This window comes from Sorangium sp. So ce281 (assembly GCF_051527395.1).
Lineage (GTDB): Bacteria > Myxococcota_A > Polyangia > Polyangiales > Polyangiaceae > Sorangium > Sorangium cellulosum_B.
In genome coordinates this window covers 9,325,443-9,348,841 of sequence record NZ_CP150322.1, presented here as the reverse complement: position 1 = coordinate 9,348,841, position 23,399 = coordinate 9,325,443, and the positions used below count along the sequence as shown (strand labels likewise).

Genomic DNA, 23,399 nt, shown 5'->3' with positions numbered 1-23,399 from the left:
ATGTCCTCGATGCCGTGGCGGCCGTTCGAGGCATTTTCGACGAAGGCGCGGCGCGCGAACGGCACCTGAAATCTGGCAATACAGGAGAAGGACGCAGATGTTTGAATGGTTGGTCGACGACCTGATGGACCTCACCGTCGATGAGCACGGCGCCGCGAAGTCCGTCGTCTTCATCGGCATCGCCGCGTGCAGCAGCAGTAGCAGCATCCTCTGTATCGGTTGATGCGGACGACGCTATCCGACCGGACAGGGCTCCTCGTCAGACGAGGAGCCTCCTCCGGCGCTCCATTGATTCCTGACGGGCTCTGCCCCAGTCATCGCTCTGCGTGCCAGCGCTGGCGGCGTGGTGAGGCCTCGCCGCCAGCTCCGCAGCGCGAAGAAGCTGATGAACGAGTATGAACAAGCTAGACGACGTTCCTGAGTTCCCCTGTGTCAAGACCTGGTATCGGGTCGCGATCACGGATGATGCGGTGATCTTCCAGCACGGAGAGAGGGCGCTCTGCTTTCAGGGCAACGCCGCGAGCAAGCTGCTGCCGGTGCTGCTTTCGATCCTCGATGGAACGCGGACGATCGAGCAAGTGATCGAGTACATGGGAAAATCCATCGAACCCGCCACCGCGAGCGCCTTGCGGTTGCTAGCCGAGAAAGGGGTGCTCACGAGCGGTTCTCCCGTCGGGGCCTCGGCGCCGCGGCCCGCCCGGGAATCGGCCCGCTTCCACGCGGCATACCGCGATGACGAGCCGGAATCCCTCACGCAGCAAAGGTTGAGCGACGCCAGCGTGGCGGTCGTCGGTGCCGGCGTTCTTGCCGACGAGGTCGCGCGCCAGGTGAGCCTCTCCGGGGTCACGGGCGTGCAGCGGAGGTCGTTCGATGCCGGGGCGGGCGACCTGGCCTCGGCGAACCTCGTCGTGGTCGCTCCGGATCGAGGCGAGCTCGATTGGATGGCGCACTGGAACACGGAAGCGCTGCGTCGACGTATCCCCTGGATGCAAGTGCTCGCGTACGACAGCAGGTTCTCCGCGGTAGGCCCGCTCTACCTTCCGCACGCAACCTGCTGCTACGAGTGCTACCGGCTGCGCCTCGCTTCGAACGTCGCGTATCGCGGACAATACTGGGCCCTGGAGCGCAGCATGCCCAGCTTCCCGCTGCCGTGCGCCATGCTGGCGATCGTGAGCGGCCTCGCCGCATTGCTCGTGGCCCGCTGGATCGTCTCGCGGGACCCGCTCTTGCCAGGGCGGTTTTACGCGGTCAACCCAGGTCCAACCGTCCGCAGCGACACGCACATGGCGTACCGCGTACCCCGGTGCTCGGCATGCAGCGCCGCCGTCGCCGCGAGCGCCCCCAGCCCCTGGTACGCCCTGCAGGCAGGAACGGAGCCATGAACATGTTTGCTCCGCTCCGCTCCCCAGGCGACGAGCCGGCGCGTGGTCACGTCACGCCGAGGCGCGCGCAACGCACGCCGCTCGCCGAGGTCGCCGGCAGGCTGCGCACCCTCGTGTCTCCCTATACGGGCGTCGTGCGCGACACCGTGGAGCTGCTTCGCGCTCCGGATGACTGCCGCTTCTTCAACTTTGGCGCCCGCACGGGCGACCTTTCGGATCTGGTCGGCGCGCCGAGCGAGGTCATGTCCAACGCCGTGCATCCCGAGCGAGAGGCGGCCTGGGTGGCGGCGGTCGCCGAGGCCGTCGAGCGATATTCGTCGTTTTACGTACCTGTGGGGGATCTCGTGTTCTCTTCGTATGAGGAGCTGGACGGGGCAGCGCCGGAGCCGGAGAGCTTCGCCCTGTTTCATCCATCGCAGTACGCGTCGAGCGACTTCCCCTATGTGCCCTTCACCTCCGGCGCCCGGGTCCGGTGGGTGCGTGGCTGGTCCATCCAGGATGGGATGCCCGCGTGGCTGCCGGCCCAGCTGACGTTCATGGGATCACACCTCGCGCGCGGCGAGCCGCAGATCGCCTACGCGACGAGCAGCGGGACCGCGCTGGGCGGTACGCTGGAAGAGGCCGCGTTCAGCGCGCTGATGGAGGTCATCGAGCGCGACGCGTTCATGCTCGCATGGAACAACCGATTGGAGCTGCCGCTCCTGGATTGGCAGCGAGACGACTCGCCTCGTCATGACGAGCGCGTGGTTCCGGCCCCAGCGGGCATTCACTATGCCGCGCTCGACGCGAGCGTCTTCTTCCGCGTGCCTACCGCCATCGGCGTGACGCGATGCACCCTGGCCGGGCAGCCCGCCCTGACCGTTGGCGCTGCCAGCGCGGCGACCGGTCAGGAGGCTGCACGGAAGGCGCTGCGCGAAGCCTTCCAGACCAGGGTGCTGGCGAAGCAGCTCTTGAGCGCTCTTCCCCGGGGACGGCGCGCGCTGGAGGCGCATCAAGTCCGCACGTTCGACGATCATGCGCTCTACCATGCGCTGCGAGAGAACTCCGCGTCTTCCGCGTTCCTCGATGGAAGCCGAGAGCGGCGCCACCTCGGCGACGTGCCCCCCCTGGAGGGCACGGACGTGCTCGGTCAGACCGCTTCGGCCGTGCGAGCGCTCGCGCGGCGAGGCGCCGGTGCGTACCTCGTCGACATCACCTCGCCGGATGTGCGCCATCCGAGCATCCTCGGCGAGGAGGCCGCTGGTAGGACGCTCCTGGAGACGAGCGCGCAGCTCCAGCGCTCGACGGCGAGGTCAACCAAGCGGTATGTGCTCGGCGAGGCGATTCGACTGCCAGGACCGGCGCTGCCCGATGTGGGCCTGACGGCGCTCCTGCGGGAGCGCAGATCGATCCGCCGGTTCAGCGGCGCGCGCATCGACGCGCAGGCGCTCGCGAGCCTCGTGTACGCCGGGTACGGCATCACCCACACGGTCCCCGCGAGCCCGATGACGATGCGGACCGTCCCTTCAGGAGGCGCGCTTTACCCCCCGGATCTCTACTGCGCCGTCCTCGGGGTCGACGGTGTTGCCTCTGGCGTGTACCGCTATGACCCCTTCCAGCACGCCCTGGAGCAGGTGCGGGCTGGCGACTGCCGGGAGGAAATAGGCGGCTCCATGGTCGCGCCCGGGATCGTGATGGGCGCGTGCGTGGTCCTGCTGATTGCGGCGATGTTCAGGCGAAACCGGTTCAAATACGGCCTCCGAGGGTACCGGTTCGCGCTGATCGAGGCCGGGCATCTGGCGCAGAACGTGCTGCTGGCGTCCCAATCGCTTCAGCTCGGCGGCGTTCCGCTGGGTGGCTACTATGACCGCGGCATCGACGATCTCCTCGGCATGGATGGGGTGAACGAGTCTGTCGTCTACACGCTCGCCATCGGTGTTCCCGCCTGATCAGGCCTCGACCGGCGCGAGCAGCGCTGCCCGGTGGCGCGCAAGGTAGCTCCGCACGTCCTCCGCGGGCTTGCCGGTCAGCTCCTCCACCGCCCTCGTGGCCACATCCAGCGTTCCGCGGGCGATCGCCTCGTCGAACGAGGCGAGCAGCCCGGCAATCGCCGCGGGCATCCCGGCCTTCTGCATGCCTTGCTCCAGCGCGTCACGTGGCACGGGGACGTAGTCGATCGACTTGCCTGTGACGGACGAGGCGATCTGCGCGAGCTCGCGCTGGGACACGGCCGCCGGCCCGGTGATATCGAGCACGCGCTTGCCGTCGAAATCGGCCGCCAGCGCCGCGGCCGCGGCGCGGGCGCAGTCCTCGCGCGTGACATACCCGACCTTGCCGTCGCCGGCCGCTGCGACCAGCTGGCCCGTCGCCAGCGCGCGCCGCAGCGAGGCCACGAGGAAGTCCGTATAGAGGTTGTTGCGCAGGACGGTCGCGCCGAGCCCGCTCTCCGCGAGGGCGTCCTCGGTGGCCTGGTGGTCGGGCGCGATCGTGATCGGCGAGCCGGGCCCGGGGTTGGTCAGCGACGTGTAGACCACGTGCCGCACGCCCGCCTTCGCCGCGGCCTCGAGCGCGCTCCGGTGCTGCGCGATGCGCCGGCCCGGGCGGTCCAGCGCGTCGGTGCTGATGAGCAACAGGCGCGCCGCGCCGGCGAACGCCTCCGCGAGCGAGGCGGGAGCATCGAAGTCTGCGCGCCGCACCTCGACGCCGCGGGCGCGGAGCTCGCCGAGCTTCTCCGGGTGCCGGGTCGTGACGAGGAGCGGCCCTGCGCCCTGCGCGAGCAAGAGATCGACGACGCGCCGCCCGAGCTGGCCGTTCGCGCCGGTGACGAGGAGAGGCTGAGACATGGTGAGAGCTCCTTGTGACGAGGTTGGGCGCATATTTGCCGCTGTCTCGAATCTGGTGCAACACGCATAAACTGGCTACTGTGTGCCGAAATGGGAACAATGGATCTGAACCACCTCTCCGTCTTCGCGGCGGTCGCCGAGACGGCGAGCTTCACGGAGGCGGCGCGCCGGCTGGGGGTGCCCAAGTCGACGGTCAGCCGGGGCGTCGCGTCGCTGGAGGCGTCGCTCGGCGTGCGGCTCTTGCAGCGGACGACGCGCAGCGTGGCGCTGACGACGGCCGGGCACGCGCTGGTGGACCGCCTCGGCTCGCGGCTCAAGGCGCTGACGGAGGCGATCGAGGGGCTCCCGGAGCTCGAGGACGAGCCGTCGGGCACGCTGCGCCTCACCGCGACGGCGGACTTCGCGACCGAGGTGCTGGCGGAGATCCTCGCCGCCTTCTGCCGCCGCTACCCGCGCATCACGGTCGAGATGCACCTGTCGACGCAGCCCGTGGATCTGGTGAAAGAGGGGTACGACGCTGCGTTCCGGTTCCTCACGAAGCAGCCGCGAGACTCGACGCTGGTCGCGCGCAAGGTGGGCGAGCTGCACCTCCAGTTCTACGCCTCGCCCGCGTACCTGGCCGCGCGGGGGACGCCGAGGACGCTGGAGGATCTCGCGGGGCACGATGGCGTGGCGCTCATCAAGACGAGCCCGTTCGGGCGAGACGAGGTGTCGCGGGCCCGCGCGCGGCCCCGCGTCCGGTGGCTCGTGAACGACGGGTTCTTCGCGCGCGAGGTGGTGCGCAACGGCGGTGGGATCGGCCTGCTCCCGACCTTCCTCGTCCAGCAGGACGTGCTCGCCGGAGCGCTCGTCCGCGTGCTGCCGCGCTGGACGGCGCCGACGGGCGGCGTCTTCCTCGTGTTCCCGAGCGGCCAGCACTTGCCGAGGAAGACCGTCGCGCTGCGCGATCACGTGGTCGAGGCGCTGCGGATGCAGCTCAAGGCGCGCGCGGGCCGCGCCGGTGAGGGCTAGCGATCCATCGGGTTGTCGCGCACATTACACACGTGTTGGACCCACGGCAGCGCCGCGACAAGATGTGATCCGCGCCTCCCCGCGGGCGCCCCTTAAAGCTTGATTTGTCGACAGGTCGTGAGGTTAGGCTGCACAGCCGAGGCCGCCGGCGCATCGCGGGCGGGGCACATGAACCTGAACATGAGCGCACACGTGGACACTCTCGCGCGATCGCCGCTCGCGGTGGTCGAATACGGGCTGGATCTGGCAATCACGGCGTGGAACGAGAGCGCCGCGCGACAGCTCGGGTTCCCGAGGCAGGAGGCGATGGGTCGATCCATCGCCGAGCTGCTCCCCGCCCCCGAGGGCGCGGGGTTGTGGCGGCGGCTGCTCGACGAGGACAGCGGGGAGCAGCGCCTGCGTCACGCCCGGAGGGACGGGGGCGACGTGGCCATCGTGTGGGTTCATCACCGCGTGCTCGATGCGCAGGGAGAGGCGGCGGGCGTGGTGTGCATCGGCCGCGACGTGACGGCCGAGATCGAGGCGTCCAGGCGTCAGGCGGAGCACGAGCACATCCTCCGTGCCCTCGTCGAGAACCTCGATGTCGTCGTCTGGGCCTGCGATGCCAGCGGCGTGTTCACCTACTACGACGGCAAGGCGCTCGCGGCGGCCGGCATGAAGCCAGGACAGCTCGTGGGGCTGAACAATTTCGACATCTACAAGGAGCACCAGACCGGGGGGTTGCGCAGGGCACTTCGAGGGGAGCCGATGCACAACGTCATGGAAGCGGACGGAAGGCCCATCGAGAACTGGTTCGTTCCGGTCCGAGGGGAGGGGGGCGAGGTGGACTCGGTGGTCGGCATCACTCTCGATCTCACCGAGGCACGGCGCGCGGAGAGGGAGCTCCGGGAGCGGCTGGCGATCATCGAGCGGCAGCAGCAGGTCATCCGCCAGCTCTCGACGCCCATCCTGCAGGTCTGGAAGGGCGTGCTGGCGCTCCCGATGATCGGCGTGGTCGACAGCGCGAGGACGGCGGAGGTGATGGACAGCCTGCTCCAGGCGGTGGTGCGCACCGGGGCCCGCTATGCGCTGCTGGACCTGACCGGGGTCGAGGCCGTGGACACGAAGACCGCGAGCTACCTCGTCGATCTCGTCCGCGCGATCCGGCTCCTCGGCGCGGAGGGCATCATCACCGGGATCCGGCCGAGCGTCGCCCAGACGATCGTCTCGCTGGGGATCGATCTCGCCGAGATCACGACGCTGTCCGACCTCCAGGCGGGCCTGAAGCATTGCATCGGGCTCACGCTGCGCGAGGCGACCCGAGGTGGGCGTCCCGACCCAGGTTGAGGTCGCCGACCCGGGTTGGGGTTGAGGTCGCCTCCTCCTCGCCGACCCAGGTTGGGAGGTCGCCGACCCAAGTTGGGGTCGGGACCGACGGCCCGACCCAGGTTGAGGTCGGACGACCCGACCCAGGTTGAGGGCGATGAGGTCGGGCGATGAGGTCGGACGACCCGACCCAGGTTGAGGTTGCCGGCCAGACCCTTCACCCTGGGCACGCGCCTGGCACGGACCTCGCATACAATCGTCTCTCGAAGGAGGCCCCCTCATGGATTACGACCGCTTCATCGAGGAGGTGCAGCGCCGCGCCGGCTTCGAGGGCCGCGATGAGGCCGAGCGTGCGATCGCCGTGACAGCACGGACGCTCGGCGAGCGGCTGCTGATGGAGGAGGCGGCCGCGTTCGCCGGCGGGCTGCCGGGTCCGGTCGCCGCCGCGATGCGCCGCGCCACGTACCAGGGCGACTTCGATCGCGACGAGCTCTACGACCGCATCGCCCGCCGCGAGGGCGCGCCGCGCGGCTTTGGCATGGAGCACGCCCAGGCCGTGTGCCAGGTCATCGGCGAGGCGCTGCCCGAGGCCGAGCGCGTGCGGCTCCAGCGGCACCTGCCGGACTGGGCGGACCTCTTCGCGCCGCGCTCGGCCGGAGCGCCCCCGCCGCGGCCGGCGCACGCCGCATCGCCGCCCGAGACCGGCCAGGGCTCGACGCTCGCGACGGGGCGGCCTGGCAGCCACCACCCCTTGAGCGAGGCGCGCCCCGAGACGGCCCACGCGCAGTCGGTCGCCCGATCGGACGATCCCCACGCGGATACCAGGCTGTCGAGCAGCCCGGGGCTGACGCAGGAGCGCCTCCGAGAGACGCTGGCTGACGGGCGCCCCGGCCCCGAGCACCCCGTCAGCGAGACGCAGCGCTGAGCAGCGAACCGCACGCGGACGACCCCATCCCGGCGCGGGGGCGGGGGCCTCCGGCGCCTGCTTGACAGCGGCCGTGCTCCAGCGAACACTTCGCCCCACGGGCTGCTCCGAGCCCGGCTCCTCGCTCGCCGCCGGCACGGCTCCGCGAGGGGCGAAGAGGGCGCTGCCCTTCGGCGGTCTTCGCTCGTGATGCTGCCGCTCTTCCGTCGGTGCCGGCCGACAAGGACCGATCTCGGCAGATCACCTGGACAGGGCCGATGGGGAACCGCCACCACCACAAGAAGCTGCGCGCCGACGTCCGCGCCAGGATGGCCCGGACCGGCGAGAGCTACCAGAAGGCGCTCGCGCAGATCCTCGACGAGCGTTCCACGCCGAAGGCGGCGCGAAACATCGATCTCGTGCCGATCGATTACTTCGGCGCGCCGGCCGCGCTCGCGACGTTCGAGATCGCGGGGCGGCTCGCGTGTCTCGTCGTCTCGAGCCGCCATCGCCCGCGGCCGTTCCCTCAGAGCCCCCTCGTCGCCCTGGCGATGCGTGGGCCTCGGGCCATCCATTGAGTGATCTCCGCGATCCCGGGTGTCGCGAGGTCATGATGAGCACGTCAACGAGAGATCGAATCGACGCCTTTCGCGCGCAAGGCTTCTTCATCATGCGCGCTTTTCTCGACATCGCCGAGCGCGCCGAGCTCCGCCGCGCGTGCGACGCCGCGCTCCTCCGCACACGAGCGCTCTCCCGGGAGACGGGCCACTCGACCCCCAGCATCTCGCTCCTCACGGACGGCGCGACCTGCTTTCAGGACGATCCCTGCGCGCTGGAGCTCATCTCCGCGTTCGTCGGCTCCCGGCGCGTCTGCGAGCTGCTCGCCGGCCTCTCGCGCGCGGGAGCGGGAGAAGGAGAGGAAGACGCCCCGCGCCTGAAGGACGCGCATTACTACCACGAGCAGACCAGGCGCGACTGGGACGGGGACTGGCACCGAGACAGCCAGTTCGGCCAATCCGATCCAGAAATCGAGCGCGCCATCGTCGCGACGACGACATCGGTCCACTTCAGGGTGGCGCTGGAAGACGACGATCGGCTCGAGATCGTCCCCGGGTCCCACGCCCGCTGGGACACGCCGGACGAGCTCCGGATCCGCAGGGGCGCCGATCGGACCACGCCGGACATGCCGAACGCCGCGCGCGTCGCTTTACGCGCCGGAGACGCGTGTGTCTTCCACGCGTGGTCCATTCACCGTGCAACTTACCTTCGAGCTCCTCCGCGTCGCACGATCGACGCCCTCTACACCTTCGCTCGTCCGACCGTGCGCCGGTGGACGCTGCCGTGAGGTGCGGCCGGCCTCCGCGAGGTGGGCGGCCCGCGGGTGCTGCTCGCTTGGTCCATGCAGCTCCCCATCGTTCCGCAGTATCGATCAGCTGCGCCTGAGCACCACCCGTGGGCTGGGCGTTCGTCTGAGCCCGGACCCGACCTCGCGAGCGCCGCCGCGGCCTCCGCGCGCGTGACCGGCTCGCGATCGGCGAGCAGGCGCCCGGCGAGCTTACAGCAGCCGCGCGCGAGGTCGCCTATCCTTGCCGCCCATGGCGCTCCGCCTGCCCCTGCTCCACCGCCTCGCCGGCGGGCTGGAGACCCGCCCCGTCAAGGCCGCGATCTCGCTCCTGATCCTCGTCTCGGTCCTGCCCATCCAGGGCCTCGACGAGCAGCTCCGCCCGTATTTCCTGGCGATCTTCGGCGTCGAGCTCCTCTTCCGGGCCCTCCTCCTCCACCAGCGCGGGGACGGGCGGTCGCGCCTCGACGTGCTCCTCTTCGCGTTCGACATCATCGCCTGGGTCAGCTTCCTGCCGCTCGAGCGGCTCCTCGACGCGCACGCCGCCCACGCCCTCCCCATGCTGCGGCTCTCGCGGCTCTTCCTGCTCCTGCGCTTCACGCGCGAGATCGCGATCGACCTCTACGCGATCATGACGCGGCGGGAGCTGCTCGAGCAGTTCGGGCTCGTCACGCTCGCCGTCTGGGGGCTCGCGTTCGGCTCCTCCGTGCTGCTCAGCCACCTCGCGATCACGCACGACTACGATGGCCGCGGCCCGACCCCGGACACCGACTTCATCGACCGGATCTGGTGGTCTTTCCGGCAGATCGAGAGCGCCGACAACCTCGTCGAGAACCTCCGGGTCCACCCCGTCGTGGCCGTCGTCTCGCTCGGCCTCACCATGGTGGGCGTCTTCATCACGTCGTTCATCATCGGCATCGGCGCCAACGTGGTCGACCAGGTCGTGCGCGCGGCGCGGCGGCGGCCGGTCCGCTACGCAGGGCACGCGCTCGTGATCGGCCCGGTGCACGAGGCCGAGATGCTCGTGCAGGAGTTCGTCCGGCTGTACGAGCGCCACCGCGCGCTCCGGAGCATCCGGCTCTCGGAGCTCTGGCAGTGGCTCGTCCGCCGCGGGCCCCCGCCGACCCGGCACGCGCTCCCGCGGATGGCGCTGCTCGGCACCGAGGACGACCCGCCTGCCTACCTCTACGCGCCGGGGATGCGCTGGGTGACCTACCGGCAAGGGGACAGCGCGCAGCCGGAGGCGCTCGAGCTCGTGGGCGCCGCCGAGGCGAAGCGGGCGCTGATCCTCGCGCGGCCCGACGCGGGGCCCGACGCCGACGCCCTGACGGCGATGACGCTCTCCTCGTTCCGGGCGCAGAACCCGCACGGCCACGTGTTCGTCGAGGTGCAGGAGAGCAAGAACCGCGATCTCATCCAGGAGGTGGGCGGGCCCGGGACACATCCGCTCGACATGCAGCGGTTCCTCGGCTTCTTCCTCTGCCAGCACCTGCTCACGCCAGGCGTGGAGTCCCTCTACACCGACCTCATGACCGCGGACGGCTCCGAGTTCTACACGCACATCTTCCTGGGCGAGGAGGCGGCCGGCGCCGTCGGCAAGCTCGGCAAGGCGCCGAGGCACGAGCTCTCGTTCTCGGACATGGCGCGCGCCGCCTACGAGAAGCAGGTGATCCTCGCGGGGGTGTTCCTCGGGGACGAGGCGGCGGTGCCGAAGCGCGAGGAGGGCAAGCTCGTGTCGGTCGAGGGGCTCGTGCCGTGGCTGAATCCGCTGCTCGATCCGCTCGAGGGGTCGCCGGCGTGGGCGCTCGGCGCGCGGGCGGGCCGGGTGCCGGCGCAGCGGCTCCGGGGGCTCATCGGCGTATCGGCGACGTATGCGCCGCTCCTCAACTACGGGCGAGAGCTCTACAGGGGGCGGGGGATCGAGCGCGCCGCGGCGTCGGACGGCGCGACGGCGGCACAGGCGTGGGCGGCGAAGCTCTCGCTGCACCTCGACGAGATCGAGCGGGTGCTGATCGTCGGGTACAGCCCCGCGCTGCCCTCGCTGCTGCACGCGCTCGCGCGGTTCGTGCCGGGCGTCGAGGTGACGCTGGTCCTCGGGGAGCGCGGGGACGAGCGGATGCCGCTCCCCGATCGGCTCGCCTCGCTCGGCGTGACGCTCGGCCCGGGCGGCGCGCCCCCGGGCTCGGACGGGGCGATGCTCTCGCTCCCGCGCGGGGGCAGCGCGACGGTGTACACGCAGCACGGGCACGACCTCGCCTCGCTCGCGGTGCGCTGCGTTGCGCGCGGCGCGCCGCTCTCCGCGGCGGTGTTCCTGAGCGAGCCCGAGGGGCTCGATCGCGACGCGCGCACGGCGATGCGGGTCATCCGCTTCGCGCGGGCGCTGGCGAGCCGGGAGCTCGCGCACGGCGGGGCGCTGCACGTGCTCGCGGAGTTCTCCTCGGTGGCGAAGGGCGAGCACGTCCGGAGCCTCCTTGCCCCCGACAAGTGCGGCTTGGCCGTGCGGGTCAGCCTCGTCAGCACCGAGCGCATCAAGAACTACTTCATGGTCCACAGCGCTTTCGTGCCGGGAGTAACGGCTCTTTACGATGAGCTCCTCGGCGAGGGCGGGCAGGACCTCGTCCGCATCGAGGCGCCGCCGCCCGACGGGGCGGGGCAGGCGGGCGACGAGCTCCGCTTCGACGACATCCGGACGGCGCTCGCGCCCCGGGGCGCCATCCCCATCGCGCTGGAGGTCGAGGAGCCGAAGGAGGGCCAGCCCCGCGGCGCGAGCCCCGTCGCGCAGCGGGGCGAGCCCCGGGGCGCGAGCCATGTCGCGCAGCCGGGCGAGCGCAGGGTCGTGCACCTGAACCCGCCGCCGGAGAAGGCCTTCAAGACGGCGCTCATCCGCGTCGTGTACGCGCTCGCCCGGCGCCAGGATCTCGTGATCCAGGGGGCGCAGCGGCCGAGGCGGGGCGACGCCGGTGAGGCCGCGCTCGGGGAGGAGTCCCCGCGGATCAGCGCGTAATCAGCGCGTAATCAGCGCGTAATCAGCGCGTAATCAGCGCGTAATCAGCGCGTGATCAGCGCGCCGCCGCGCCTCTTTTTCGCGCCTCGCCCGAAGGCGCGCGATCTTCGCGGCGAGATCTGTATCCTGGAGGTGTGCCCGAGCGCCCGGACCTGGAGTACGTCGTTCCGATCCTGGCGCGCGAGCTTGCAGGCGCGGCCGTGGCCGCGGCGCGGGCGGAGAACTCGGTGGTGCTGCACGTCCTGCTCCCGGAGCGGCTCGACGCGCTCTTGCCGGGCGCGGAGGTCCGGCGCGTGGCGCGGCGGGCGCACGCCGTGGTCTTCGAGCTCGACGGAGCGCGCGCGCTCGATCTCGTGATCTCCCCGATGCTGGCAGGGCGGTTCTCGATCACGCGGCCAGGAGAGACGCGGATCCCAACCGATCTCGCCTTCTCGCTGACCCTCGGGGACGGCCGCGAGCTCAGGGTCCGAGACGACGTGCAGATGAGCAAGGTCTACGTGCTCGCGCGGGGCGATTTCGACAGGATCCCCGGGCTCCAGCGCGTCGGCCTCGACGTCCTCGATCCTCGGGTGTTCACGCAGGAGGCGTTCCGCGCCGCGGCGCGCGGGCGGCGCGACCTCGCCAAGGATTTCCTGATGGACGGGACGGCGCTCGACTCCATGGGAGACTCGTACGCCGACGAGGTGCTCTTCGAGGCAAGGATCCACCCGAAGGCGACGGTCCAGAGCCTCTCCGAGGAGGAGACCGACCGCCTGCACGTGGCGATTGCCCGTGTCCTCGGCGACGCGACCCGGACGATCGCCCGGCGCGCGCCGGCGCTGGACGAGCGGCTGCGCGACTTCCTCAAGGTCCGCGGGCGCCCGGGCCAGCCGTGCCCCCGCTGCGGCGACAAGCTCCGTCGCGCGAGCGTCCACGGGCACGACGCGATCTTCTGCCCGGCCTGCCAGCCGGAGGCGCGGAGGAGCGCAGCGGGGGATCCGCGCCGCGCCAGGCGGGAGCCGGGCTGAGGCGAGGCCGGCGTTACAGCGCTTCCGACAGCGGCTCCGGCGGCGCGAGCCCCGCGCTCTTCGCCCTGCACGGGACGCTCACGCCCTGACAGCCGCACTGGTTCTGGCCGCCGTCGGTGATCTTGCCCGCCGTGCCGCTCTCCGCCTCGACGTTGAGATCGATGAAGTTGCACTCGATGGTGCTGCGCGCGAGCGCCACCGAGGCGCCGAAGCTCGCGACGGCGGCGCCGTCGCTCGCCTCGATCTGCACGCCGGTCAACGTGGCCTCCGAGTCGCCAGCGTTCTTGACGATCGTGACGCCGTTTCCCTGGAGCCCCTCGGCCGAGCTCCGGGTGCCGCGGACCGTGGTCTCCTCCGACCCGTCCGCGCTCACGGTCCTCTCTTTGCTCGAACGCGACCGAGGAGACGCGGAGGCTTCACAGGAGAGAGCAGCGAGCGACCGCCATCTACTCCGCGCCTCTTCTCCTGCGCCTCTGTGGTGCATTTTTCTTCTCACTGCATCGGCGTGCGGCGTGCCGGCGCGAGTCGAACCTTCGTGCGAGGCACGGTGACAGGGAGCGGCGTTCTGAGCTACGCTGAGCGCCCCGCAGGAAACGCAGTATGCTTTGCAAATCCCATCCATCTGTACATCGCCTGGCCGGCGTCGCCGTGCTTCTTCTGTCGCTGCCGGGCTGCGCCCTCGAAACGAGCGGCACAGGCGGGTCAGGTGAATCCGAGGCTCAACCCGGAGGACCTGGCGGCGCTCCCGCTGGAGAGCCCGGCGGACCCATCGCCGGACAGCCTGGCGGCGCTCCCATCGAAGAGCCTGGCGGCGCTCCGGCGGAAGAACCCGGCGGAGCGCCGACGGAAGAGCCCGGCGGAGCGCCGACGGAAGAGCCCGGCGGGGATCCGCTCGGAGAACCCGGCGGCGCTCAGGTCGAAGAGCCCGGCGGCGCTCCCAAGCCGCTGTGCGGAGCGGCGGCTTCATCGCTGATCGCGTGCTTCGCGTTCGAGGGGAACCCCGACGACGCCTCGCAGCATCACTTCACGCCCGAGCGGGTGCGCAGCCTGCACTACGCCCCTGGCCGGGTCGGGCAGGCGCTCTCGGTGACGATGGGGAGCAAACTCTACTTCCGCCACGACGCCGCATGGACCGCCTCCGCGATGACCATCGATGTCTGGATCAACCCCGCCTCTCTCCCCGACAAGCGGCGATACACCGTGATCGACAGCGGCGGGAAGCCTTCGCTCTTCCTGATGCCGGGCGGACAGATCCGCTGCACCATGGGCGTCGAGCGGAACGTGACTTACCCCATCGTTCCCGGGCAGTGGACGCACGTCGCCTGTCTCTCCGACGGCCAGACGCAGAGCCTCTACGTGAACGGCGTCGAGGTCGACCGGAGCCCCTCTGGCCCGGTGATCGCCTCCGGCGAACAGCCCGTCCACATCGGCTCGGACGAGCCCTCGGGAGAAGACGAGTTCAACGGGCTGCTCGACAGCCTCCGCATCTTCGGCCGGACGCTCACGCCCCAGGAGATCTGCGCCGCTGCCGGCGGCGGCTGCTGAGCTGCGCCGTCCGACGCGCACCCAGCGGGGGGCTCCGGCCCGCGGGTCGGCCCATGGCCGTCGCCGCGGGCCGGCTCCATGGCCGTCGCGGCAGATCGCCAGGCGAGCCCCGGCGTGACCGGCCAGGGCTGTCCGAAGAAGGCGCGCTCTCGGCGCGCGGAAGGAAGAACGGAGGGAGGGAAGAGAGCGAGAGAGGAGCGAAGCGCCTCAGAAGGGGGCGTCGCGGAGCGTGTCCTTGTACGTCGCCTTGTACAGATCGTGGCAGGCCTTGCAGCTCGCCTTGGCACCGTCGATGTCGCCCTTCTTGGCCTTCGCGATGCCGTCGTTCGTGATAGCGACCCACTTGTCCATCCCCTTGGGCGGCCGCTTCGCCACGTACTCCAGGGCCTCCGCGATCTTCGCCGCGTCGCCGCTCGTGGTCGCCGACTGCATCACCGATTTCATCCAGCCCTGCATCGGACAGGCCTTCTGTCCTTTTGCACCGCAGCCGAAATCCTTCTTCTCGGCGACGGATGCGGGGAGGTCCGCGGTCCCGCCTGCGGCCCACGCGGCTCCAGCAAAGCCAATGCCGACGGTCATCAACACGGCACTCATCAGCTTCTTGCTCATCGACATCCGACGTCTCCTGTGGGTAAGGGCAAGCGCAGCGAGAGACATTGCAGTTCCGCGGGTGGAAGTCAACAGCCACCTTGGTCGCCGAGCCGGCTCGCGAACGCCGCCGAGGCGAGACGGCGTTGGGGGACAAGATCTTCATCCCAAACGCCGCCGAGGCGAAGATAACGTCAGGAGAGAAAAACTTCATTCATGATGTCCGCCCAGCGCCGTCTCCGTCCTCGCTCGCGCCGCGCGGACGTCCTGACGCCACGTGGCGGGCGGAGGTGCTGGCCCGCCGGCGAGCGCGCCTCAGGGCCGCCCTCCGGGCGCGCGCCGCCTCCGCGCCGCCTCCGCGCCGGAAGAGCGCGCCCACCCTGGGCGCCGTCGGCGGGGTCTCCGTTCGTCGATGGCGCAGGCAGGTCTCTTCGCCGGCGCGATGACGAGGTTCGCGATGCGCCAGAGCGACCCATCGACATGACGCGACGACGTGGCTTATCGACACCGCGCGATGCGCTCCTCGATGGCATTTCAGATGCCTTGAAGCGAGCCCGCAGAACACGGCACCCGGCGGCGCCCTCTCCGGCGCCGGAGCCGTTCGCCAGCGCGGGCGCCCTCCTCGCCGATGGCTTAGCTGCGCTCGGTCCACCACCCGGGCGGCCTGCACACACGCACGTGTCCGTCGAGGACCCCTCGTTCGCGCCGGCGGGCGGCCAGCGCGTGCGCGGAGCCGGTCCTCCCCGAGCGCCCCGGCGTGTTCTTCGTGAGACTCCAGCCCTGACGCGTCGCGTCGCGCATTCGATCCGGTCGCGATCGCGCTGAAGGTGAGTCGCCCTACCATCCCGGGCCTGTATCCAGACCAGGCGGGCGGCGCGCGTGATATCGCTGGATTCACGGCCGTTGATGCGCGTCGGAGAGATCGTCGACGAGCGGTTCCAGATCGAGGGCCTCGCGGGCTCGGGCGGGATGGGGCACGTCTACCGGGCGCGCGACCGGCGAAGCGGCGACACGGTGGCTCTCAAGGTGCTTCGCCGCGCCGACAAGGGCGAGCTCAGCCGCTTCTCCTGCGAGGTGGAGGCGCTCTCGGCGCTGCGCGTCCCCGGCGTCGTCCGGTACATCGCCCACGGCGTCGCGGCGGACGGCAAGCCGTATCTGGTGATGGAGTGGCTCGCCGGGGAGACGCTCGCCGAGCGCGTCGCGCGGCGAGGGCTCACCCCTGCCGAGAGCGTCGACGTCGTCGCGCGGATCGCGGAGACGCTCGGCGCCCTCCACGGGCAGGGCGTCGTGCACCGCGACCTCAAGCCGAGCAACCTGCTCCTCGTCGAGGGGCGGCTCGATCGCGCGATGGTGCTCGACTTCGGGATCGCGCGCTTCCGGATCGACCAGCAGCTCACCCTGCCGGGCACCGTCCTCGGCACCCCGGAGTACATGGCGCCCGAGCAGGCGCGCGGCGAGCGGCGCGTCGACGCCCGCGCCGACGTGTTCGCGCTCGGCTGCGTGCTCTTCAAGTGCCTCACCGGGCGCGCCGCCTTCCAGGGCGCCGGGGCGCTCGCCGTGCTGGTCAAGGTGCTGCTCGACGAGCCGCCGCGCCTCCGCGAGGTCCGCGCCGACCTGCCGGACGAGCTCGACGCCCTCGTCACCAGGATGCTCGCGAAGCTGCCAGACGGGCGTCCCCGCGACGGCGCGGCCGTCGCCGAGGAGCTCCGCGCGATCGACCTCAGCCGCGCCGGCGCGGCGGACGGCGCCCACCCTGGCGCGCTGGCGCCCGTCCTGGAGCTCACGAGCAGCGAGCGGCGCGTCACGTGCCTCGTGCTCGCGCACGAGCGTTCGGAGCCCGAGGAGGTGACCCGCTCGCAGGAGGAGGAGCAGGCGCGGGCGACGGGCCGCGCCGACGAGCTCTACGCGCTCGCCGAGCGCTACCAGGGCCAGATCGAGCTCATCGACGCGAGATCGCCGCTGCTCGTGCTGACGAGCGCCGAGGCGGCCACCGATCTCGCCGCGCAGGCCGCGCGCTGCGCGCTCTCGCTGCGCGTGCTGCTCGGCGGCGCGCAGGTCTCGCTCGTGACCGGTCGGGCCGAGCTGACGTCGCGCATCCCGATGGGCGAGCTCATCGACCGGGCGGTCCAGCTCCTGCCGTCGCGCGGCGAGCCGGGCGCGGTCGCGGCGGTCCGCATCGACGAGGTGACGGCGGGGCTCCTGGGCGGCCGGTTCGAGACGAGCTGCGAGGGCGGCGCGCGCTTCCTCCACGGGGCGCGGGACGACCTCAAGGTGACGTCGGCGCCGGCGCTGCTCGGCAAGCCGGTGGCGTGCTTCGGGCGGGAGCGGGAGCTCGCGGTGCTGGCCGCGGAGCTCGATCGGAGCATCGAGGAGTCGACCTCCGGCGCGCTGCTGGTGGTCGCGGCGGCCGGCATGGGCAAATCGCGGCTGCGGCAGGAGTTCCTCGAGAAGGTGTCGGCCCCCGCCGCGCGCGCGGCCGACCGCGCGGGCGGCGGGGGCGGCGCCGACCTGGCGGACGGCGCCCGCGTGGAGGTGTGGATCGGCCAGGGGGACCCGATGAGCTCGGGCTCGGCGTTCGGCCTCCTGTCGCGCGCGCTGCGGAGCGCGATGGGCATCGTCGACGGCGAGCCGCTGGAGGAGCGGCGGCGCAAGGTGAGGGCGCGGGTCGAGCGGCACCCGGAGCTCGACGTCGGGCGCGTCAGCGCCTTCCTTGGCGAGCTCCTGGGCGCGCCGTTCCCGGACGACGACATCCGGGTCGGCGCGGCGCGGCGCAACCGGCAGCTGATGGGCGATCAGCTGCGGCTGTCGTGGGAGGAGTTCATCCGGGCCGAGTGCGCGAGGCAGCCCGTGCTGCTGATCCTCGAGGACTTGCAGTGGGGCGACCTGCCCACCCTGACGATGGTGGAGGCGGCGCTCCGGAGCCTGCGGGATCTGCCGTTCCTGGTGCTCGGGCTGGCCCGCCCCGAGGTGCACGAGGCCTTTCCGGGGCTGTCCCAGGGGCGCTTCGGCAACCAGATGATGCTGCCGCCGCTCACGCGCCGGGCGAGCGAGCGGCTGGTGCGGGCCGCGCTGGGCGACGAGGCGAGCGCGGAGCTCGTGGCCACGCTGGTGGACCGGGCGGACGGCAACCCGTTCTACCTGGAGGAGCAGGTCCGCGCGGTGGCGGCCGGCCACGGCGCGGACCTGCCGGAGACGGTGCTGGCGATGGTGCAGGCGCGCATCGAGGCGCTCGACGCCGAGGCGCGGCGCGTGCTGCGGGCCGCGAGCGTGTTCGGCCAGGCGTTCTGGCCGAGCGCGGTGAGCGCGCTGCTCGGGGGCGCCGTGGTGACGCGCTGGCTCTCGGAGCTGGAGCGCCGCGAGGTGGTCCACCGGCGCGGCCCCGGGCGGCTGCGCGGAGAGGTCGAGTACCGCTTCCGGCACGCGCTGGTGCGCGAGGCGGCGTACGGGATGCTGACGGAGGCCGACCGGCGGCTCGGCCACGCGCTGGCGGGCGCCTGGCTGGAGGGCGCGGGCGAGCCCGACGCGATGGCGCTCGCGGAGCACTTCGAGCGCGGCGCCGTGCCCGCGCGGGCCGCGGCGGCGTACCTGCGGGCGGCGCAGCACGCCCTGGAGGGCAACGATCTCGGCGCCGCGATCGCGCGGGCCGAGCGCGGGCTCGAGTGCGCGCCGGAGGCCGCGGTGGTGGGGGCGCTCCGGCTGGTCCAGGCCGAGGCGCACGTGTGGCGGGGCGACCTCGCGCTGGCCGAGCAGCGGGGGACGGACGCCGCGCGGCACCTCGCGCCCGGCTCGGCGCCATGGTTCGCGGCCGTCACGCAGGCCGTCGCGGCCGCGAGCAAGCTGGGCGGCTTCGACCGCGTGGAGCGGTGGATGGACGAGGCGGTCGTTGCGCCCGGGCTGGAGGGCGCGGGCAGCGCGAGGAGCACGTGCCTCTGCGCGGGCGCCGCGACGCTGGCCTTCGCCGGCCGCCCTGCCGTCGTGGACGCGCTCGTCACGGCGGTGGAGCGCGCGCTGCGCGACGGGTCCGCGGCGGGCGCGGAGGTGGTCGCGGGCCTCCAGAACGCGCGCGCCTTCCGCGCCATGAGCGAGGGCGATCCCCGCGCTTGCGTTGCCGGCCTGGAGGCCGCGCTCGTGGCGTTCGAGCAGGTCGGCGACCGGCGCAACGCGTGCATCACCCGCGCGAACCTGGGCTATTCCTACGGAGAGCTCGGCGACTTCGGCGGCGCCGAGGCGGCGCTCCGCTCCGTGCTGGAGGCCACGGAGCGGATGGGCCTGCACGAGGTGGCGGCGGCGGCGCAGGCCAGCCTCGGGCAGGTCCTCGCTTACTGCGGCAAGCTCGCCGAGGCGCGGGCCGTCGCGGAGGCGGCCCTCGCGTCGAGCCAGCGGCTGGGCGACCCGCGCGCCGAGGTGGTGTCGCGCTCGTACCTCGCGAAAATCGCCCTGCTCGCCGGCGACTTCGCGGGCGCGGAGCGCGAGGCGCGCCTCGCGGAGGCGCTGGAGAGCGCGTCGCCGTTCCGCGTCACGGCCATGGCGATCCGCGCCCGGGCGCTGATCGGGCTCGGGCGCGCCGCCGAGGCGCTCGCGGCCGCCGGCGAGGCCCTGGCAGCGCTCGAGTCGCTCGGCGGGATCGAAGAGGGCGAGTCGATGATCCGACTGGTCCATGCGGAGGCGTTCTCCGCGGTCGGCGATGAGGCTAGCGCCGCCGCCGCGATCTCCGCCGCGCGCGACAAGCTGCTCGACCGGGCGGAGAGCGTCCGTGACCCCGAGTGGCGCAGGCGCTTTCTCTCCCACGTTCCGGACAACGCCCGCACCCTGGAGCTCGCAGCGCAGTGGGTCGGAGCTGTCGGAGCTGGGCGGAACTGTCAGAGCTGAACGTGGCCGAACGTGGCTGAACGTGGCTGAACGTGACTCAACGTGGCTGTCCTGCGGCGGAATCCGCGGGGGACGTGCAATTTAATGGCTGACAGTCGAAGTGGTTTGCCGTACCCTGCTGATTGACGTGGAGAGTTCCCGGCTGTCGTTCTGTTGAGCGACGCGCCGGAGGGCGTGCTGTGATCGGGGAGCGTGGGCGCTCCCCTTGGCTCGCTACCGAGGTCTCATCACGTGAAAACCAGTGCTGTACTTGGGTGCGCAGGCATCCTTCTCGTGGCTACCGGCTGCGTCGCGCCCGAGCAGGCGCTCGAAGCGGGGAATGAAACAGAGGAGCTCGGCTCCGCCGCTGACGAGCTCGCCAGCGGCAATGCGCTGAGCTTCAACGCGCTGAGCTTCAACGCGCTGAGCTTCAATGCGCTGAGCTTCAATGCGCTGAGCTTCAATGCGCTCAGCCACACCGCGCTGAGCCGGGAGGCGGCCTCCGCGCTGAAAGACCCCAGCGAGCGGGGCGAGCTCTTCCGGTCGCTCGTGAAGTACACGGTCAGCTGTGCGCTCAAGGAGTCCCAGTCGTTCCGTTTCTCCTGGACCGACCGCGCGGGCGCGACCCACAAGGAGGTCTATCCCGGACACCTCGGCCTCGCGCCCCGGTGGGACCGGCGCCCGCTCGACGGCGAGGGCAAGCGGATGGTCTCCGCGTGCCTCGCCGCCCACACGAACCGTTATGGGGTCTCGGTCGGCATCTCGATGCGCTCCCGACAGAACCCGCTGCGTCACGAGGTCGGGTGCGGCGAGCTCGACGAGTACCCTCATGTCGAAGGGGCCTTCTGGGGGAACCTCTTCACGGAGACGCCGTACCTGCGCGCCTGTTACAACCCGGCGAACGTCGATGTCGCGCGCGCGGCGAAGCGCGACTGCGCCGCGGGCCAGCTCGACGCGGACGGCGATCTCGAGGGCTGCGGGATGATCGAGATCGTCGGGCGTTGCAAGGAGTACTGCGGCAAGCTCAACCGCTCCGGGGAGTATTACAAGGAATGCGATGATCCGGAGTTCGGCGAGACGCGCCATGTGATCACCACCGCGCTGCGGTGACTCTCGCCATCCTGAGCAGAGGGGCCGCCGGTCGTCTTCTCCCTCGGCAGCCCTGATCGGGGCCGAGCGAGCGCGCCGGCCTCCTTGGCCTCCTCGGCCTCCTTGGCGCGGGCGGCGTCGCCGGGCGAAGATGCGCGGCCATGGAGATGCATCAGGTCCGGTATTTCCTTGCGGTGACCGAGACCCGCAGCTTCACGCGCGCGGCCGAGCGGTGCGCGGTCTCGCAGCCCGCGCTCACGGCCGCCATCAAGAAGCTCGAAGAGGAGCTGGGCGGCCCGCTCGTCCTGCGCGAGCGCGGCGGCGCCAAGCTCACGGCGCTGGGGCAGCGCGTGCTGCCGCGGCTCCAGCGGCTGCGGGACGAGATGCAGGCCGTCCAGGTGATCGCGGACAACCACCGGCGCCTCAAGCAGGTGCCGCTCCGGGTGGGCATCCTCTGCACCATCGGGCCCGCGCGGCTCGCGGGCTCGCTGGCGGCGTTCCGCGCGGACGCGCCGGGGGTGGAGCTGGAGATCGCGGTGGCCGTGCAGGGTGAGCTCCTGCGGCGGCTGGAGGAGGCCGAGGTCGACGTCATCGTCTCGAACCTCGGCGACGCTGTTCCGGACTGGTGCGTGGTGGCGCCCCTCTACGAGGAGCGCTACGTCGTGGTCCTGCCGCCCGGCCACCACCTGGCCGCGCGCGAGGGCCTGCGGCTCGAGGATCTGGACGGCGAGCCCTACCTCGATCGGCTCGCCTGCGAGATGCGCGAGCAGGTGACGGGCGCGTGCGCCGCGCGGCGCGTGGACCTGTACGCGGCGTACCGCACCGACCGGGAGGACTGGGTCCAGAGCCTGGTGCACGCGGGGCTGGGTTTTGCCTTCATGCCCGAGCACTCGGTGCTCCTGACGGGCGCGTCGCAGCGCCCGCTCGTCGACCCGGCCCTCCGTCGCACCGTCGCGCTGGTGCGCTCGGGCGATCGCACGCCGGCGCCGGGCTTGCAGGTCTTCTGGGACGCGCTGCTCTCGCGCGCTGCCCGGGCGCGGCCGGTCACCCCTTCGCGGCGATGATGTCCACGTGCTCGATGACGGGCGGCGTGGCGAGCAGCTCCGGCGCCTTGGCCATGAGCGCGGCCGCGATGCGGCCCGCGAGGTGCTCCTTGCGCCCCACCTCGTCCGCGAAGGTATCGAAGATGCCGAACGTCGACGGCCCGATGCGCAGCGCGAACCAGTGAACCGTCCGCGGCTCCTCGGCGGCGAGGCCCACGGCGGAGCGGAGGAGCGCCTCGACCTCGGCCTCCTTGCCGGGCTTGGCCTCGATGCGGGCCAGGAGAGAGAGCGTCACGGCGGTCGGGGAAGCAGCGGTCATGGGATCCTCCTCTTCGGCGGCGCACGGCGCGCCGCGCTTCGGTGAAGAGAGTTGTAACGATCGGCGTCCGGCCGACCATTCGATGTTCTGGATGGATCCATCAGCGCCGTGGATGGCCGCTTCACAGGAGGGGTGGCCGCGATCCGCCGCCATGGCGGCGCCACCCCCTGAGGTGGAGCGCCTCTCGGGTTCTCCCGTGTCTTCGCGCCGGCATGGGGTGTGCTCGAGGCCGAGCGTCATGCCGACGCTCGAGCACAACGCCCTCGTCGAGATGTTCCGCGAGCACCCCGAGCTCGCGCCCCACTGGCTCGCGACGCTCTTCCACCTCGAGGTGCCGCCACACACCTCGGTCGGGGTCGTCGAATCGTCGCTCGACCAGCTCATCCCGGTGGAGTTCCGCGCTGACCTGGTGATCGAGCTTCGAGACGCGAACGGCGTGCTCGTGCTTGCGATCGTCATCGAGGTCCAGCGCGACACGGATCCGGACAAGAAGTTCTCGTGGCCGACGTACGTCACGATCGTGCGCGCCAAGAAGCGCTGCGGCACGGTCGTCCTCGTGATCGCACCGGACGCCGGCGTGGCCGCCTGGGCGGCGGAGAACATCGACCTCGGCCTGGGCCTCGGCCACGTCGAGCCGCTGGTGCTCGGTCCGGCCGTCGTCCCCGAGATCACCGACCCAGCCGAGGCGGAGAAGGACGCCGAGCTGGCCGTGCTCTCGGCGGTGGCGCACGGCAATGGGCCGAACGGGCTCACCGTGGTCAAGTCCGCGCTCGTTGCGCTGGGCCGGCTCGACCAGGAGCACGCGATGGTCTACTTTCAGGTCATCTGGAGCGGGTTGCGTGAGCCCATGCGGCGGGCTCTGGAGGCGTTGGTCATGGAACGGCAGATCGAAGGCGAGACGAGGTTTCCGTTCGTGCAGGAGCTCATGGATCGCGTCAAGCTTGCGGGCCTACGTGAGGGCGAGCTCAAGGGCCTACGTGAGGGCGAGCTCAAGGGCCTACGTGAGGGCGAGCTCAAGGGCAAGAGGGACACGCTGTTGCGGTTGCTTGCGCGTGCAGGGATCGCGCTGACCGCGAACGAGGGCGCGCGTATCCACGCATGCGCGGACATCGCGATCCTCGATCGCTGGATCGATAACGTCCTCGGGGCGAAGACTGCGACCGACGTGCTCTCCTGACCGGAGCGCGCTG

The 23,399-nt window shown here is 71.5% G+C and carries 20 protein-coding genes; 16 read left to right on the top strand and 4 right to left on the bottom strand.

Features of this window, described 5'->3' with window-relative positions; translation table 11 throughout:
• The first annotated feature begins 97 nt into the window (after window positions 1–97).
• The 3 genes from WMF27_RS35520 to WMF27_RS35510 all read left to right on the top strand — a co-directional run bounded on the left by WMF27_RS35520 (window position 98) and on the right by WMF27_RS35510 (window position 3,310).
• Window positions 98–223 (top strand): hypothetical protein, encoded by a 126-nt coding sequence (locus tag WMF27_RS35520; RefSeq protein ID WP_437764435.1) that lies wholly within the window; start codon window positions 98–100, stop codon window positions 221–223.
• 172 nt (window positions 224–395) lie between these two features.
• Window positions 396–1,382, top strand: a complete 987-nt coding sequence (locus WMF27_RS35515; RefSeq protein ID WP_437764436.1) for a TOMM precursor leader peptide-binding protein — start codon at window positions 396–398, stop codon at window positions 1,380–1,382.
• Window positions 1,379–3,310: a YcaO-like family protein gene (locus WMF27_RS35510; protein ID WP_437764437.1), complete on the top strand. Its 1,932-nt coding sequence runs from the start codon at window positions 1,379–1,381 to the stop codon at window positions 3,308–3,310. The genes WMF27_RS35515 and WMF27_RS35510 overlap by 4 nt, the downstream gene beginning before the upstream one ends.
• Here WMF27_RS35510 and WMF27_RS35505 read toward each other — a convergent pair whose 3' ends face one another.
• A complete protein-coding gene (locus WMF27_RS35505; RefSeq protein ID WP_437764438.1) occupies window positions 3,311–4,204 on the bottom strand; it encodes an SDR family oxidoreductase in 894 nt (297 codons plus the stop codon). It lies immediately after the preceding gene.
• A gap of 90 nt (window positions 4,205–4,294) precedes the next feature.
• Here WMF27_RS35505 and WMF27_RS35500 point away from each other — a divergent pair, with 90 nt between their 5' ends.
• The 7 genes from WMF27_RS35500 to WMF27_RS35470 all read left to right on the top strand — a co-directional run bounded on the left by WMF27_RS35500 (window position 4,295) and on the right by WMF27_RS35470 (window position 12,777).
• Window positions 4,295–5,215: a LysR substrate-binding domain-containing protein gene (locus WMF27_RS35500; protein WP_437764439.1), complete on the top strand. Its 921-nt coding sequence runs from the start codon at window positions 4,295–4,297 to the stop codon at window positions 5,213–5,215.
• Between the two features lie 180 nt (window positions 5,216–5,395).
• A complete protein-coding gene (locus WMF27_RS35495; protein ID WP_437943298.1) occupies window positions 5,396–6,541 on the top strand; it encodes a PAS domain-containing protein in 1,146 nt (381 codons plus the stop codon).
• Between the two features lie 259 nt (window positions 6,542–6,800).
• Window positions 6,801–7,445 carry a DUF2267 domain-containing protein gene (locus WMF27_RS35490; protein ID WP_437764441.1) on the top strand — a complete coding sequence of 215 codons (645 nt, stop codon included), beginning with the start codon at window positions 6,801–6,803 and terminating at the stop codon, window positions 7,443–7,445.
• Window positions 7,446–7,702: 257 nt separating this feature from the next.
• A complete protein-coding gene (locus WMF27_RS35485; protein ID WP_437764442.1) occupies window positions 7,703–8,002 on the top strand; it encodes a hypothetical protein in 300 nt (99 codons plus the stop codon).
• 32 nt (window positions 8,003–8,034) lie between these two features.
• Window positions 8,035–8,769, top strand: a complete 735-nt coding sequence (locus WMF27_RS35480) for a phytanoyl-CoA dioxygenase family protein (protein ID WP_437943297.1) — start codon at window positions 8,035–8,037, stop codon at window positions 8,767–8,769.
• Between the two features lie 250 nt (window positions 8,770–9,019).
• Window positions 9,020–11,770 carry a hypothetical protein gene (locus tag WMF27_RS35475; protein WP_437764443.1) on the top strand — a complete coding sequence of 917 codons (2,751 nt, stop codon included), beginning with the start codon at window positions 9,020–9,022 and terminating at the stop codon, window positions 11,768–11,770.
• 134 nt (window positions 11,771–11,904) lie between these two features.
• Window positions 11,905–12,777: a DNA-formamidopyrimidine glycosylase family protein gene (locus tag WMF27_RS35470; protein WP_437764444.1), complete on the top strand. Its 873-nt coding sequence runs from the start codon at window positions 11,905–11,907 to the stop codon at window positions 12,775–12,777.
• Between the two features lie 13 nt (window positions 12,778–12,790).
• On the opposite strand, the gene WMF27_RS35465 is transcribed toward WMF27_RS35470, so the two are convergent.
• On the bottom strand, window positions 12,791–13,150 hold the full coding sequence (locus WMF27_RS35465; RefSeq protein WP_437764445.1) for a hypothetical protein: 360 nt from the start codon (window positions 13,148–13,150) through the stop codon (window positions 12,791–12,793).
• 333 nt (window positions 13,151–13,483) lie between these two features.
• Here WMF27_RS35465 and WMF27_RS35460 point away from each other — a divergent pair, with 333 nt between their 5' ends.
• Both WMF27_RS35460 and WMF27_RS35455 read left to right on the top strand, forming a co-directional pair.
• Window positions 13,484–13,750 carry a hypothetical protein gene (locus WMF27_RS35460; protein ID WP_437943296.1) on the top strand — a complete coding sequence of 89 codons (267 nt, stop codon included), beginning with the start codon at window positions 13,484–13,486 and terminating at the stop codon, window positions 13,748–13,750.
• A 119-nt stretch (window positions 13,751–13,869) separates the two neighbouring features.
• The gene (locus WMF27_RS35455) at window positions 13,870–14,322 is read left to right on the top strand and encodes a LamG domain-containing protein (RefSeq protein ID WP_437913003.1); all 453 of its coding nucleotides are present in this window, start codon (window positions 13,870–13,872) and stop codon (window positions 14,320–14,322) included.
• Window positions 14,323–14,529: 207 nt separating this feature from the next.
• On the opposite strand, the gene WMF27_RS35450 is transcribed toward WMF27_RS35455, so the two are convergent.
• Window positions 14,530–14,931, bottom strand: a complete 402-nt coding sequence (locus tag WMF27_RS35450; RefSeq protein ID WP_437764447.1) for a hypothetical protein — start codon at window positions 14,929–14,931, stop codon at window positions 14,530–14,532.
• A gap of 885 nt (window positions 14,932–15,816) precedes the next feature.
• Between WMF27_RS35450 and WMF27_RS35445 the strand changes: the two genes are divergently transcribed.
• From WMF27_RS35445 to WMF27_RS35435, 3 genes are all read left to right on the top strand, one after another.
• Window positions 15,817–19,779, top strand: a complete 3,963-nt coding sequence (locus WMF27_RS35445; protein ID WP_437764448.1) for a protein kinase domain-containing protein — start codon at window positions 15,817–15,819, stop codon at window positions 19,777–19,779.
• A 273-nt stretch (window positions 19,780–20,052) separates the two neighbouring features.
• On the top strand, window positions 20,053–20,868 hold the full coding sequence (locus WMF27_RS35440) for a hypothetical protein (protein WP_437764449.1): 816 nt from the start codon (window positions 20,053–20,055) through the stop codon (window positions 20,866–20,868).
• Window positions 20,869–21,008: 140 nt separating this feature from the next.
• Window positions 21,009–21,911, top strand: a complete 903-nt coding sequence (locus WMF27_RS35435) for a LysR family transcriptional regulator (RefSeq protein WP_437764450.1) — start codon at window positions 21,009–21,011, stop codon at window positions 21,909–21,911.
• On the opposite strand, the gene WMF27_RS35430 is transcribed toward WMF27_RS35435, so the two are convergent.
• Window positions 21,892–22,209 carry a putative quinol monooxygenase gene (locus WMF27_RS35430; RefSeq protein ID WP_272103977.1) on the bottom strand — a complete coding sequence of 106 codons (318 nt, stop codon included), beginning with the start codon at window positions 22,207–22,209 and terminating at the stop codon, window positions 21,892–21,894. The two genes, WMF27_RS35435 and WMF27_RS35430, sit on opposite strands and share 20 nt — an antisense overlap.
• Between WMF27_RS35430 and WMF27_RS35425 the strand changes: the two genes are divergently transcribed.
• The gene (locus tag WMF27_RS35425) at window positions 22,208–23,386 is read left to right on the top strand and encodes a hypothetical protein (protein ID WP_437764451.1); all 1,179 of its coding nucleotides are present in this window, start codon (window positions 22,208–22,210) and stop codon (window positions 23,384–23,386) included. The two genes, WMF27_RS35430 and WMF27_RS35425, sit on opposite strands and share 2 nt — an antisense overlap.
• Window positions 23,387–23,399: the final 13 nt, after the last annotated feature.

Excerpts from the sequence above, each read along its gene's own strand:
- WMF27_RS35480 (WP_437943297.1), top strand. The coding sequence starts at position 8,035 with ATGATGAGCACGTCAACGAGAGATCGAATCGACGCCTTTCGCGCGCAA.
- WMF27_RS35490 (WP_437764441.1), top strand. The coding sequence starts at position 6,801 with ATGGATTACGACCGCTTCATCGAGGAGGTGCAGCGCCGCGCCGGCTTC.
- WMF27_RS35455 (WP_437913003.1), top strand. The coding sequence starts at position 13,870 with ATGGGGAGCAAACTCTACTTCCGCCACGACGCCGCATGGACCGCCTCC.
- WMF27_RS35425 (WP_437764451.1), top strand. The coding sequence starts at position 22,208 with ATGGGATCCTCCTCTTCGGCGGCGCACGGCGCGCCGCGCTTCGGTGAA.
- WMF27_RS35520 (WP_437764435.1), top strand. The coding sequence starts at position 98 with ATGTTTGAATGGTTGGTCGACGACCTGATGGACCTCACCGTCGATGAG.
- WMF27_RS35510 (WP_437764437.1), top strand. The coding sequence starts at position 1,379 with ATGAACATGTTTGCTCCGCTCCGCTCCCCAGGCGACGAGCCGGCGCGT.
- WMF27_RS35495 (WP_437943298.1), top strand. The coding sequence starts at position 5,396 with ATGAGCGCACACGTGGACACTCTCGCGCGATCGCCGCTCGCGGTGGTC.
- WMF27_RS35450 (WP_437764447.1), bottom strand. The coding sequence starts at position 14,931 with ATGAGCAAGAAGCTGATGAGTGCCGTGTTGATGACCGTCGGCATTGGC.
- WMF27_RS35505 (WP_437764438.1), bottom strand. The coding sequence starts at position 4,204 with ATGTCTCAGCCTCTCCTCGTCACCGGCGCGAACGGCCAGCTCGGGCGG.
- WMF27_RS35500 (WP_437764439.1), top strand. The coding sequence starts at position 4,295 with ATGGGAACAATGGATCTGAACCACCTCTCCGTCTTCGCGGCGGTCGCC.
- WMF27_RS35485 (WP_437764442.1), top strand. The coding sequence starts at position 7,703 with ATGGGGAACCGCCACCACCACAAGAAGCTGCGCGCCGACGTCCGCGCC.
- WMF27_RS35430 (WP_272103977.1), bottom strand. The coding sequence starts at position 22,209 with ATGACCGCTGCTTCCCCGACCGCCGTGACGCTCTCTCTCCTGGCCCGC.
- WMF27_RS35435 (WP_437764450.1), top strand. The coding sequence starts at position 21,009 with ATGGAGATGCATCAGGTCCGGTATTTCCTTGCGGTGACCGAGACCCGC.
- WMF27_RS35445 (WP_437764448.1), top strand. The coding sequence starts at position 15,817 with ATGCGCGTCGGAGAGATCGTCGACGAGCGGTTCCAGATCGAGGGCCTC.
- WMF27_RS35475 (WP_437764443.1), top strand. The coding sequence starts at position 9,020 with ATGGCGCTCCGCCTGCCCCTGCTCCACCGCCTCGCCGGCGGGCTGGAG.
- WMF27_RS35515 (WP_437764436.1), top strand. The coding sequence starts at position 396 with ATGAACAAGCTAGACGACGTTCCTGAGTTCCCCTGTGTCAAGACCTGG.